The sequence below is a fragment of the Lactococcus petauri genome, from assembly GCF_002154895.1.
Classification (GTDB): Bacteria; Bacillota; Bacilli; order Lactobacillales; family Streptococcaceae; genus Lactococcus; species Lactococcus petauri.
In genome coordinates this window covers 1-12677 of sequence record NZ_MUIZ01000005.1, presented here as the reverse complement: position 1 = coordinate 12677, position 12677 = coordinate 1, and the positions used below count along the sequence as shown (strand labels likewise).

The following is a 12677-nucleotide window of genomic DNA, read 5'->3' as shown; positions in this document are numbered from 1 at the left end:
TTTCCTGAATATGAAGTCTCGTTTTGCCAGCGTGGCTTTTTTTCATATAAAAAAACCAGCTAAAAGCTGGTGCTGAATGAACTTAAATATTGTTCAGAATAGACTTTAGTCTTGATTTTTATCAAATTTGAAGAGCGGAGATACAGGACGTCCTTCATGAATACGAAGAATTGCATCTGCCATGTGTTTATCGACACTAAGGTATTTTACATTGTTAGGTTTACGATTTTTAGTAGCTACCGAGTCTGTGACGAGAACTTCACAAATTCCAGACTTTTCAAGTAAGTCAGCTGCCGTTTTAGTGAAGAGACCGTGACTTGCTACGGCATAAACATCTCCAGCACCTGCTTCGCGCACGACAGAAGCAGCATTTGAGAATGTTACACCTGAGTTGAGGATATCATCAATAAGAATAACTTTTTTCCCTTCAACATTACCGATGATATAACCATTTTCACGTTTTGCATCGTCATCTTCATAGTCAACGATGGCAATAGGAGCTTCTAAATATTCCGCAAGACTACGCGCGCGTTTGATACCTGAGTTTTTAGGTGCAACAACGACAACGTCATCGCCAGACAACCCTTTATTCATGTAGTACTCAGCAAAAAGCGGTACAGTAAAGAGATTATCGACAGGAATATCAAAGAAACCTTGAACTTGAACTGCATGGATGTCTAAAGTGAGTACACGATCTGCTCCAGCTTTGACGAGCATATCAGCTACAAGCTTAGCTGTGATTGGTTCACGGCTTGAAGCAGTTCGGTCTTGACGCGCATAACCAAAGTATGGCATAACGATATTGACTGAATGTGCAGATGCACGGACGCAAGCATCAATCATAATCAACAATTCCCAAATGTTGTCATTGACTGGCCAACTTGTTGACTGGATAATATAAACATCATGATTACGAACACTTTCTTCCATGTTAATCATGATTTCTCCGTCAGAAAATTGTTTTGAAGTTACTTTCCCCAAAGGAACATCCATAATTTTGCTAATTTTTTCAGCTAATTCAGGATTCGAGTTCAGTGAAAAAAGTTTAAGTTGTGCGTCAGAATAAGTCACAGTTTTTCTCCTATAATATTATGATATGTCTATTCTATCAAATTTGAGGGGGATTTCATAGCGCTATTTACGTGAAAGGTTTCACGTTATATAGGTAATGGTTAAAATAAAAAAATTTTTAATGGAAGATGTTTGATATTTAGAGTTGTCTCATTATCTTATATATCCTCTGTAGTAAGCCAAGTGTTTTAGTTACCGAAGTTAAGTGTGGACATGGTAAAATAAGAGGAATGTTATGTCTCAAGATGAGATAAATAAAAATAATACAAGAACAGCGGCAAGTATGGAAAGAGGGTAACTTCTTAGCAGCACTTAAATGGCTGTGAGGGACCAGACTAAGTCATATTTGTGGGTGACACTGTTAGCAAGGGCCTTGGTTTCAAAAATAAGGGCTTTACATGATGAGAGCTTTTTTTAGTGAGGGAGAACAAATGAAAAAGAAAACACTAACGATAATTGGTTTGCTGTTTATGGTGGTTAGTCTATCAGCATGTACAAAAAATAAACACGTGACTCAGGAAGCAAACTCATCTAAAGTTGAAATTACGACACCACAAGGTGAGAGAGTAAAAATTCCCAACAATATTCAGAGAGTTGTGTCACTCTCACCTGCGGTGACACAAGTGATTAACGATCTGGGGCAAAAAGATAAACTCATTGCTGTAGATACGCAAAGCCCCAAGTATGTTAAGGGTTTGGAAAATGTGCAGCAGACAGACCTTATGAACTTGGATCTTGAAAAAATAATGGCGCTCAAGCCAGAACTTTTATTTGTGAGTGATTTGACCCTGTTCCAATCGGAAGATAAAATTAAGAAGCTACAAGATAAAGGAACGAGTGTTGTCGTCCTACCTACTGAAAAGAATTTTAAAGAAATTGAAAACAATATTCGTCTCGTGGCGACAGCTTTAAACCAAAAAGAAAAAGGAGAACAACTTACTGGTCAGATGGAGAAGGATATCTCTGCTTTTAAAGAACAAGCTGCAAAAATAAATCATAAGAAAAGGGTTCTGTTTGAAATCGCGGCTTCCCCAGAAATTTATAGTATGGGAAAGGACACTTATATCAATGAAATGATTGAAACAATTGGAGCTGAGAATGTGATGGTCAAAGAAACAGGAGCCATCAAAGTTTCAGAAGAGGCAGCAATTATGGCTAATCCAGATGTAATATTAACAAATGTTGAATATGTTCCGGATCCTATTAACGACATTTTAAAATTGAAAGGTTGGGAAGAAGTGAAGGCAGTAAAAAATAAAGCCGTTTATTCTATTGATAACGAAAGAAGCTCGCTTCCTAATCAACATGTAATAAAAGCAATGACAGAAATGGCAAAAGCGGTATATCCTGATGTATTCAAAAACTTCAAATAAGAATAGAATAAGCATTATTGTGATGCTTTTGGCCCTGTCTTTACTGGCAATGCTTTTAAGCCTTCAAATAGGAAGTGCTCCGATATCAGTCGGTGATTTAATGAATATGATATTGGGCAGAGGGAAAGATTCTGCTCCTCTTTTGCAAAGTATTCTTCTTGAAGTTCGCATGCCTCGGATTTTGCTTAGCTTTCTTGTCGGATTAGCCTTGGGTGCTAGTGGAACAGTGATGCAATCACTTTTACAAAATCCTTTAGCCTCTTCCTATACCTTAGGCGTATCATCAGGTGCTTCATTAGGCGCTTCGACTGTGATGTTACTCGGTATTAATTTTATGAGCACTTCTATTTCGATGAGCCTTGCGGGCTTTGCTTTTGGATTTGTAACTGTTTTTATCGTTTTACTCTTTGCTCAACAATTTTCCCAATCATTAGATAATCAAACTATCATTTTGGTGGGAATGGTATTTTCTTTGTTTGTTAATTCTTTTTTAACTTTAATGATGACCTTTTCGCCGGATTATATGCAACGTATCATTTTCTGGCAATTGGGGAGTTTTTCAGGAGCTTCATGGGAAAACGTACAGCTCCTCACTTTACTCTTTGTCTTTAGTTTCGTCTGCTTACTTTACTTTCACCGAGAAATGGATATTTTGAGTTTTGGTGATACCTTTGCTTTGAGTCAAGGAGTAGAAGTCAAACGGACGAAAGTTATTTTAATTAGCTTATCGACTTTGCTCACAGGAGCCAGCGTAGCAATGACGGGAGTGATTGGTTTTGTCGATTTGATTGCACCTCATATCGCTCGTCGTTTGTTTGGTGCGACACATAAGTGGGTTCTTCCAAGCTCAGCACTTATAGGCGGCCTGCTCTGTGTTCTTGCAGATACTGTAGCAAGAAGTGTTTTCCAAACAAGAGAATTACCAATTGGAGCAGTAACAGCCCTCATTGGTGCGCCATTTTTCTGCTATATTTTCTTTAGAAAAGGACAAGTATGAGATGTTAAAAGTTGAAAATATGAAGGTTGAGTATTCGGGAAAAGAGATTCTTTCTGATATTAATTTTTCTGTCAAGGCAGGGGAAAGGTTAGCAATTTTAGGACCAAACGGTAGTGGGAAATCAACGCTTTTAAAGAGTCTAGCTGGTTTGCTAAAATATCAAGGAAAAATTGAGCTAAACGAACAATCATTGACCACATTAAAAAGAATTGAATTAGCAGAAAAAGTGGCTCTTCTTTCTCAAAATCCAGCTGTATATTTTTCTTATTCCGTCTACGAAACTTTGATGATGGGACTCTACACCCAGCTGAGAAAACGATTTATGGCAGTGGCAAGCGCCCAAGATAAAGCACGTGTAGCCGAAGTAATAGCCGCATTTGATTTGGATACGATAAAAGATCAACAACTGTCAACACTTTCTGGCGGCCAGCTGCAGCGTGTCTTTTTAGCCCGGACTTTATTACAGAACCCTCAGATTGTTTTATTGGATGAACCCAATAATCATTTGGATATTTATTATCAACTAGAAATGTTGCGCAATATTGATGAGTATTTTGCTCAAAATCAAATCATCATTGCTGTTTTTCATGATATTAATTTAGCTCTGTCTTTTTCAGAAAATGTTCTAGTTTTATATGAGGGAAAAATAGTAAAACAAGGAAAAGCAAACGAAGTACTTTCTAGAAGTTTTTTGGAGCAAGTTTACCAAACCGATGTTCTTGCTTATATGCTTGAAAAACATAAATTTTGGCATGAAATGGATAAAAAGCGAGAATAGTTATCTGCTTAGCTGATACAATGGAAAAATGTATTGAGATACTTAAAGTAAAAATATACCTTTACCAAAAAGCAACGTACAGTTGCTTTTTTTTGTATGAAGAGAATGATTATTTTTTACAATCCTTTTTATAAGAGAAGTTAAAAATTTCATTGGAAAGTGAGCGTTTTCTTTTGTGGCGCCCGAATGCCTAAAACCGTTATAGATTGCTCTTACAAAGCTTTTTTTATCCTCAAAAATATAGTATAATGAGCACAGTGCTATTCTATACAAAAATGAGTTTACTTTTGAGAAAGCAAATTGATTTTTGGATAGAAATGAGAAGCACTGAAATCTCGAAAAGTGGGAGAAAACATGACAAAAGAAACTTTCAGAATGAATTTTGCAGGACGCGAGCTTGTTGTTGAAACAGGTCAAGTTGCCAAGCAAGCCAATGGCGCAGTTATTGTTCGCTATGGAGACACAACCGTGCTAACTGCAGCGACCATGTCGAAAAAAATGGCAAACGGTGACTTTTTCCCTTTGCAAGTTAATTATGAAGAAAAAATGTATGCCGCAGGAAAATTTCCTGGAGGTTTTAATAAGCGTGAAGCACGACCATCCACTTATGCTACTCTGACTGCCCGGTTGATTGATCGCCCTATACGCCCAATGTTTGCTGACGGTTTTCGAAATGAAGTACAAGTAATCAATACTGTACTCTCTTATGATGAAAATGCAAGTGGGCGTATGGCAGCGATGTTTGGAAGTTCCTTGGCATTAGCTATTTCAGATATTCCTTTTGACGGTCCGATTGCGGGTGTTGAAGTGGGCTATATCAATGGTGAAATTGTCATTAATCCCGATGTTGCACAGATGCAAAAGTCTGATTTGGATCTTGCTGTCGCTGGGAATATTGATGCGATCAATATGGTAGAGTCAGGTGCAAAGGAACTATCAGAAACAATCATGCTCGATGCCCTCCTTGCAGGACACGAAGCAATTAAAGAACTTATTGCTTTCCAAAATGAGATTGTAGCCAAAGTTGGTAAGAACAAGGCAGAAGTTGAACTTTTGCGTGTTGATGAAACATTGAAAGCCCAAATTATTGCAGACTATAATAAAGACTTACAAGCTGCTGTACAAGTAGAAGAAAAGCTTGCGCGTGAAGCGGCCACTCAAGCTGTTAAAGATCGTGTCAAAGCAGAATATGAAACAGCTTATGCCGAACATGAAGAGTTTGAGCGCATTATGCGTGATGTTTCTGAGATTCTGGAGGGAATGGAACATACAGAAGTCCGTCGCCTCATAACAGAGGATAAAATTCGCCCTGATGGTCGTAAAGTCGATGAGATTCGTCCTTTAGAAGCAGAAATCGACTTTACACCGAATACAATTACACACGGCTCAGCTCTCTTTACACGTGGGCAAACGCAAGCCTTGTCAACTTTGACTCTGGCTCCGATGGGGGAAGCACAAGTCATTGATGGCTTGGATCTGGAATATAAAAAACGTTTCATGCACCACTATAATTTCCCGCAGTATTCAGTGGGAGAAACTGGACGTTATGGTGCACCTGGTCGCCGCGAAATAGGGCATGGTGCACTTGGTGAGCGTGCGCTTGAGCAAGTTATGCCGTCACTTGAAGAATTTCCTTATGCTGTACGTTTAGTTGCGGAAGTACTAGAGTCAAATGGTTCTTCATCACAAGCTTCGATTTGTGCAGGAACATTAGCCTTGATGGCTGGAGGAGTACCAATCAAGGCGCCAGTAGCTGGAATTGCTATGGGCTTAATCTCAGACGGCTCCAACTATACTATTTTGACAGATATTCAAGGTTTGGAAGATCACTTTGGCGATATGGATTTCAAAGTTGCTGGTACACGCGAGGGAATTACTGCTTTACAAATGGACATCAAAATTTCAGGAATTACTGCCGAAATTTTGGCAGAAGCACTTGCACAAGCAAAACGCGCCCGCTTTGAAATATTAGATGTGATTGAAGCCACAATTTCGGAACCCTGTCCAAATCTTGCACCATCTGCACCTAAAATTGATACGATTAAAATTGATGCGGATAAAATTAAGGTTGTTATTGGTAAGGGCGGCGAAACGATCGACAAAATCATCGAAGAAACAGGAGTCAAAATTGACATCGATGAAGATGGACTTTGTTCTATCTTTTCTCCTGATCAGACAGCGATTAACCGTGCGAAAGAAATCATTACAGAATTGGTCCGCGAAGCCAAAGTCGGCGATGTGTATGAAGCAAAGGTTGTAAGAATCGAAAAATTCGGTGCATTTGTTCATCTTTTTGGCCATACTGATGCGATGGTACATATTTCAGAACTTGCATGGAATCGCACAAACAAAGTAGAAGATGCTTTGAAGCTTGGAGATGTTGTTAAAGTTAAGATTACAAAAGTTGATGATAAAGGTCGTGTTGATGCCTCAGTACGTGCTTTGCTAGAAAAACCAGAAGGCTATGAAGAACCTGAGCATAAGCCACGCGAACGTCGTAATGGGAAGAACGGTAATGGTCACCGTGGATATCATAAAGAAAAAATTTCTGGTCCTAAATTTGAGCGCCGAGAACGCAAAGCATCAGTCATAGATGAAGAGTTTCCAGAATTATCAACAACTCGACCAGAGTGATAAAAAGGAGGAAGGCGCAGTGTAATGCGCTTTTCCTATAGATTTTTGCTATAATAAATGAATATGAAAAATAAAAAGAGAGGCTTTTGGCAGGAAGCCATCCGTGTCACAAAAGAAAATGATCCTGCTGCACGAACTGGGCTAGAAGTTCTCTTGACTTATCCGGGAGTAAAAGCTTTAGCAGCACATCGTTTTAGTCATTGGCTGTGGACACATAACCTTAAACTTTGGGCGCGTATGAATTCACAGTTTTGGCGTTTTTGGACACAAATCGAAATTCATCCAGGAGCAACGATTGCCCACGGAGTTTTTATCGATCACGGTTCTGGATTGGTTATCGGGGAGACAGCGATAGTAGAAACAGATGTTAAACTTTATCACGGAGTAACCCTTGGAGGGACAGGGAAAGATAAAGGAAAACGTCACCCTACGGTGCGTAAGGGGGCCTTAATATCAGCACACTCACAGCTGCTTGGTCCTATCGAAATTGGCGAAAATGCCAAAGTCGGTGCTGGTGCTGTTGTCGTAAGTGATGTCCCACCTGAAGTTACAGTAGTAGGTATTCCAGCAAAAGTTGTTCGAGTTAAGGGACAAAAAGACTCAGAGAAAATTTCGTCCATAGAAGAAAAAAGGGAGGCGAGCTACCATGCTTCACATCTATAATACAATGACAAGAAAAATCGAGGAGTTCCATCCTCTCGAAGAAAATAAGATAAAGATGTATGTTTGTGGACCAACAGTCTATAACTATATCCATATCGGGAATGCACGATCTGTTGTTGCTTTCGATTTAATCCGTAGATATATGGAATACCGAGGCTTTGAAGTGATTTACGTCTCTAACTTTACAGATGTTGATGATAAAATTATCAAAGGAGCCTCTCAGGAACATCTTACACCACTTGAATTATCCGACAAATATATTGCCGCATTTTATCAAGATACAGATGCTCTCAATGTTAAACGTGCAACGGTAAATCCAAGAGCTACTAACTATATCGACAAGATGATTACCTTTATTCAAGATTTAATGAATAAAGGGTTCGCTTACGAAGCCGAAGGCGACGTCTATTTCCGTGTTGCAAAATCAAAAGGTTATGCTAAGCTCGCAAATAAAAATTTAGAAGAACTGCTGCAAGGCGCTTCTGGTCGAACAGATGAAGAAACAGTACGTAAAGAAAGCCCAGCGGATTTTGCCTTATGGAAATCCGCGAAAAAAGACGAAATTTCTTGGTCAAGCCCTTGGGGTGAAGGACGTCCAGGGTGGCACATCGAATGTTCAGTGATGAGCAGTGACCTTTTAGGGGATACTTTAGATATACATGCGGGAGGAGCTGATCTGGAGTTCCCTCATCATACCAATGAAATTGCGCAATCAGAAGCTAAAACAGGTAAAAAATTTGTGAACTACTGGATGCACAATGGATTTGTAAATGTTAGCGGTGAAAAAATGTCTAAGTCTTTAGGAAACTTTAAAACCGTGCATGAAATGCTCGACGTAGTAAGTCCAACAGTTCTCCGCTTTTTCTTGGCTACGACTCATTATCGCCGACCTGTTAACTTTACAGATGAAGCCGTACAAGATGCAGAAAATAATGTCAAGAAGATTGAAAATGCTTACCGCAATCTTGAAGTAGAAGGTCAGGCTGACTTAGAAGTTCTTGCTAAATTCAAAGCAGAGTTTGAAACAGCAATGGATGAGGACTTTAATATTGCGAATGGTTTAACTGTTTTTTATAACTTTATCACTTGGGTAAATAAGGGAAATGGTGGATTAGAAGTTAAAGCCTTCTTTGAGGATGTTCTCTTAATTCTCGGTTTGCGTTTTGAAAATCAAGATACAAGATTAGATGCTGAAATTGAAGACTTAATCGAAGCAAGACAAGCGGCAAGAGCAGCACGAGATTTTGCACAGGCAGATAAGATTCGTGATGAATTAAAGGCACAAGGGATTGTGCTTGAAGATACTGCTCAAGGTGTGAGGTGGCATCGTGAATAAAAAAGATGCAGAGTTATTAAATGGTGTAGCACTCGCCTATATCGGAGATGCTGTTTATGAAGTTTTCGTTAGAGATTATCTCCTCGATAAAGGATTAACCAAACCTGGAGAACTTCAGCGACAAGCCACGCAATATGTTTCCGCTAAAGCACAGGCTGCCTTAATTCGTAAAATGGAAGATGTTGACTTTCTAACAGAAGAGGAACTTCTTTATTTCAAGCGTGGGCGTAATGCGCACTCTAAAACAACAGCGAAAAACACAGATGTTGTGACTTATCGTATATCTACAGGCTTCGAAGCAGTTGTAGGTTTCTTACACTTGACTAAAAAGACCGAACGTTTAGAGGAGTTTGCTGCGTTTTGCATTAAGAATATTGACATATCTGTAAAATAGTGCAAAATATTTCTCAAAAGCATATTTTTTCGTTACAATACATAACAAGAGATGTATATTAAAGAAAAGAAGCTGGACAAGAAATATGTATAGAGTAATCACAATGTCAGGCTATGATGAACCATGGTGGTTTTTTGAAGACTGGCAAAAAGATATTCAATCAGTAGATGAATATGAAGACTTCTATCAAGCTTTGAAAAAGTACAAAAGTGAATGGCTAAAAATGGCAAAAAGCTATAAAGAATTTAAAAGCCAAGATGACCTTTTAGCTGCATTCTGGAGAAGTGGAGATGAGATCTGGTGTGAAGAATGCGCAGGATATCTCCAACGCTATCAAAGTTTGATGCTTTTAGAAGATTGGCATGTACTTCCAGTAGAGAAAAAACGCTGGGCGTATGGTAAATCTTCTGGAGAATTACCTCCTAAATTTTGTAATAAATTTTGGGATAAAAATTAATCAAGTATAAAAGACTTTTAGCCATTAAGCTAGAAGTCTTTTAATGTCAAAAAGTCTCCAAGTAAAACGTTATTGAAGATTAAGTTATTTTGTTATAATTATTTTATAATCAAATTCTAATCGAAATGGAAAGGAGCTTTCCTTGAAAAAACTGCTTGTTATCACAGACGTTACATTAGTTCTTACTGCTGTTCTTTTAATTTTTGCTGTGAAACAGGATGAACATTCTGTTGTCGCGCCAACAATAGAGTTTGCGAAAGCAGACCAATACAGCCCAGCAAAAACAGTTAATATTGAGCAAATAAAGATGGGAAATTTTGAAACTATTCATGGGGATTGGGTTAATTATGAAAGTGATATTGATGGCAGAAGAGCACGTGTTTTGGATTCAAAAGTGACGAAGCAGAAACGGGATTTTTATCTCCAATATGGAGGTATAAATGAACAAACAGGACAGATTTATTTGTGGATGTATTTGGAAGGTATTGCTCCTGAAAATGGTTCCCGATTTGAAATATATCCTAAAGGCACACCTATTCCGGTCAAATTAAGGAACGGCACGATTGATTATTCTGGCAAATATGATCCGACATCTCGAGAAAAAGACAGAATACTACCAGAAGGCTCAGCACGAACAGTAGAGGAACTTGCTTCGTTGGTCTTGTATCGTGATGGTGAAGCAGTATCGTAAAAATAAATAGGAAAATACTCTTGAAAAAATTTTTGAAAAGAGTTAAAATAGTCCTATCATAAAAACTCGATGGTCAAGGCTCGGGAAGATATGTGCTTTTTAGCATGTATTTTTCACTGGCTTTGGCTTTTTGTTTTGTAAAAATGGAGAAATTATGGAATTTCAAGAAAAATATGATGTCATAGTGATCGGCGCGGGACATGCTGGTGTAGAAGCAGCACTCGCTTCAGCTCGTATGGGCACCAAAACCCTTCTATTAACAATTAATCTCGACATGGTTGCTTTCATGCCCTGTAATCCTTCAATCGGAGGTTCTGCCAAAGGAATAGTTGTTCGTGAAATTGATGCCTTAGGTGGCGAAATGGGGCGAAATATTGACAAGACCTATATTCAGATGAAGATGTTGAATACCGGTAAAGGGCCTGCTGTCCGTGCCTTACGTGCACAAGCAGACAAGGCACTATATTCGCAAGAAATGAAGCATACAGTAGAAAATCAAGAGAATCTAACCTTACGTCAAGCTATGGTCGAAGAAATTTTGGTTGATGATGGAAAAGTAACAGGCGTAAAAGTTACAACGGGGGCGAAGTATGCTGCCCAAGCAGTTATTGTTACTACAGGAACTGCTTTACGTGGTGAAATTATCATCGGTGAGCTTAAATATTCCTCAGGACCAAATAATTCGCTAGCCTCTGTCAGCTTGGCTGATAACTTACGCAATTTGGGCTTTGAAATTGGACGCTTTAAAACAGGAACGCCACCACGTGTACTCTCATCAAGTATTAATTACGATGCGACAGAGATTCAACCAGGGGATGAAAAGCCTAATCACTTTAGCTTTTTGTCAAAAGATGAAGATTACCTTACAGAGCAAATTCCTTGTTGGCTGACGTATACAAGTAAGACAACACATGAGATTATACAAGAAAATTTGCACCGTGCTCCAATGTTTTCAGGGATTGTCAAAGGTGTCGGCCCGCGTTATTGTCCTTCTATAGAAGATAAAGTTGTACGCTTTGCAGATAAGCCCCGTCACCAACTTTTCTTAGAACCAGAAGGGCGGAATACAGAAGAAGTATACATCCAAGGTTTATCCACAAGTTTACCGGAAGATGTTCAGTTTGATTTGGTCCGTTCTATTCCTGGTTTAGAAGATGCAAAAATGATGCGTACTGGCTATGCTATCGAATATGATGTGGTATTACCTCACCAGCTCCGTCCAACACTGGAAACGAAACTAGTTTCAGGACTTTTCACTGCAGGACAAACAAATGGTACATCTGGCTATGAAGAAGCAGCTGGACAAGGTTTGGTTGCAGGAATCAATGCAAGTCTTAAAGTTCAAGGTAAAGAAGAGCTCATCCTTAAACGAAGTGATGCATATATCGGTGTAATGATTGATGATCTTGTGACTAAAGGAACTTTAGAACCCTATCGTTTACTGACTTCTCGTGCTGAATATCGTTTGATTTTACGCCATGACAATGCAGATATGCGTTTGACATCTATTGGACGAGAAATTGGCTTAGTTGGTGACGAACGCTGGGACGCTTTCCAAGATAAACTAACTTCTTACCAAACAGAGATTGCTCGTCTCAATAAAGAAAAACTTAAACCACTTGCCGATACGCAAGAAAAACTTGGGATGATGGGATTTGGGCCAATCAAAGATGCTTTGACGGGTATTGAATTTTTAAAACGTCCTGAAGTGAAGTATTCTGATGTAGTTAGATTTGTCGGTGAATCTTCTGAGAAACTTGATCGAACTGTTATTGAACTTATTGAAACAGAAGTTACCTATGAGGGATACATCAAAAAAGCAAAAGAACAAGTTGAAAAGATGCACCGTTTAGAAGCTAAACGCATTCCTAAAAATATGAATTGGGATGCATTAGACAGTATCGCAACGGAAGCACGCCAAAAATTCAAGAAAATAAATCCTGAAACTTTAGGCCAAGCAAGTCGTATTTCAGGAGTAAATCCTGCCGATATTTCCATTTTGATGGTTTATCTTGAAGGAAAAAGATAAAAAACAAGAAACCAGCCCCCAAAGTGTCTGGTTTTTTTATAGTCTTTAAACGTGACAACGGCGGGGTTTTCCGAACGAGTGTAAAAAAAAGGGAGAAAAATCACAGTTTATTCTTGACAGAACAGAGTGAGTTTGATAGAATATAATAGTTGTCGCGAGAGAGCGTATCTCTTACGAGAGCGATAGACCTTTGAAAACTGAATAAAGTAGAATGACTATATGCGAGAAGTTAACTTCTTGTATACCAACTGTCA

At 38.8% G+C, this 12677-nt stretch carries 11 protein-coding genes; 10 read left to right on the top strand and 1 reads right to left on the bottom strand.

The genetic code is table 11. From position 1 onward, the window contains the following. Nucleotides 1-105 precede the first annotated feature (105 nt). Entirely contained in the window at nucleotides 106-1071 is a 966-nt protein-coding gene (locus tag BZZ03_RS07825; RefSeq protein WP_017370577.1) for a ribose-phosphate diphosphokinase, read from the bottom strand. Between the two features lie 431 nt (nucleotides 1072-1502). Between BZZ03_RS07825 and BZZ03_RS07820 the strand changes: the two genes are divergently transcribed. The 10 genes from BZZ03_RS07820 (at nucleotide 1503) to mnmG (ending at nucleotide 12423) form a co-directional block, all read left to right on the top strand. Continuing rightward, nucleotides 1503-2444, top strand: coding sequence for an ABC transporter substrate-binding protein (locus BZZ03_RS07820; RefSeq protein ID WP_086582951.1), 942 nt, complete (start codon nucleotides 1503-1505; stop codon nucleotides 2442-2444). Beyond that, nucleotides 2422-3441: a FecCD family ABC transporter permease gene (locus BZZ03_RS07815; RefSeq protein ID WP_086582950.1), complete on the top strand. Its 1020-nt coding sequence runs from the start codon at nucleotides 2422-2424 to the stop codon at nucleotides 3439-3441. Before BZZ03_RS07820 ends, BZZ03_RS07815 begins: the two co-directional genes overlap by 23 nt. Nucleotide 3442: 1 nt before the next feature. Then, nucleotides 3443-4219 carry an ABC transporter ATP-binding protein gene (locus tag BZZ03_RS07810; protein ID WP_086582949.1) on the top strand — a complete coding sequence of 259 codons (777 nt, stop codon included), beginning with the start codon at nucleotides 3443-3445 and terminating at the stop codon, nucleotides 4217-4219. A gap of 354 nt (nucleotides 4220-4573) precedes the next feature. Then, nucleotides 4574-6853 (top strand): polyribonucleotide nucleotidyltransferase, encoded by a 2280-nt coding sequence (gene pnp / locus BZZ03_RS07805; protein WP_086582948.1) that lies wholly within the window; start codon nucleotides 4574-4576, stop codon nucleotides 6851-6853. A 63-nt stretch (nucleotides 6854-6916) separates the two neighbouring features. Further along, entirely contained in the window at nucleotides 6917-7516 is a 600-nt protein-coding gene (gene cysE, locus BZZ03_RS07800) for a serine O-acetyltransferase (RefSeq protein WP_017370582.1), read from the top strand. Beyond that, entirely contained in the window at nucleotides 7500-8852 is a 1353-nt protein-coding gene (cysS, locus tag BZZ03_RS07795; protein ID WP_086582947.1) for a cysteine--tRNA ligase, read from the top strand. Before cysE ends, cysS begins: the two co-directional genes overlap by 17 nt. After that, nucleotides 8845-9246 (top strand): Mini-ribonuclease 3, encoded by a 402-nt coding sequence (locus BZZ03_RS07790; RefSeq protein WP_017370584.1) that lies wholly within the window; start codon nucleotides 8845-8847, stop codon nucleotides 9244-9246. The genes cysS and BZZ03_RS07790 overlap by 8 nt, the downstream gene beginning before the upstream one ends. 85 nt (nucleotides 9247-9331) lie before the next feature. Then, on the top strand, nucleotides 9332-9703 hold the full coding sequence (locus tag BZZ03_RS07785) for a DUF1033 family protein (protein ID WP_017370585.1): 372 nt from the start codon (nucleotides 9332-9334) through the stop codon (nucleotides 9701-9703). A 142-nt stretch (nucleotides 9704-9845) separates the two neighbouring features. Further along, nucleotides 9846-10394 carry a hypothetical protein gene (locus BZZ03_RS07780; protein ID WP_019294348.1) on the top strand — a complete coding sequence of 183 codons (549 nt, stop codon included), beginning with the start codon at nucleotides 9846-9848 and terminating at the stop codon, nucleotides 10392-10394. Between the two features lie 154 nt (nucleotides 10395-10548). Then, entirely contained in the window at nucleotides 10549-12423 is a 1875-nt protein-coding gene (gene mnmG, locus BZZ03_RS07775) for a tRNA uridine-5-carboxymethylaminomethyl(34) synthesis enzyme MnmG (RefSeq protein WP_019294347.1), read from the top strand. Nucleotides 12424-12677: the final 254 nt, after the last annotated feature.

What these genes read in the sequence shown, in the direction of transcription:
- BZZ03_RS07810 (WP_086582949.1), top strand. Translation starts at nt 3,443, where the DNA reads ATGTTAAAAGTTGAAAATATGAAGGTTGAGTATTCGGGAAAAGAGATT.
- mnmG (WP_019294347.1), top strand. Translation starts at nt 10,549, where the DNA reads ATGGAATTTCAAGAAAAATATGATGTCATAGTGATCGGCGCGGGACAT.
- pnp (WP_086582948.1), top strand. Translation starts at nt 4,574, where the DNA reads ATGACAAAAGAAACTTTCAGAATGAATTTTGCAGGACGCGAGCTTGTT.
- BZZ03_RS07785 (WP_017370585.1), top strand. Translation starts at nt 9,332, where the DNA reads ATGTATAGAGTAATCACAATGTCAGGCTATGATGAACCATGGTGGTTT.
- cysE (WP_017370582.1), top strand. Translation starts at nt 6,917, where the DNA reads ATGAAAAATAAAAAGAGAGGCTTTTGGCAGGAAGCCATCCGTGTCACA.
- BZZ03_RS07820 (WP_086582951.1), top strand. Translation starts at nt 1,503, where the DNA reads ATGAAAAAGAAAACACTAACGATAATTGGTTTGCTGTTTATGGTGGTT.
- cysS (WP_086582947.1), top strand. Translation starts at nt 7,500, where the DNA reads ATGCTTCACATCTATAATACAATGACAAGAAAAATCGAGGAGTTCCAT.
- BZZ03_RS07815 (WP_086582950.1), top strand. Translation starts at nt 2,422, where the DNA reads ATGTATTCAAAAACTTCAAATAAGAATAGAATAAGCATTATTGTGATG.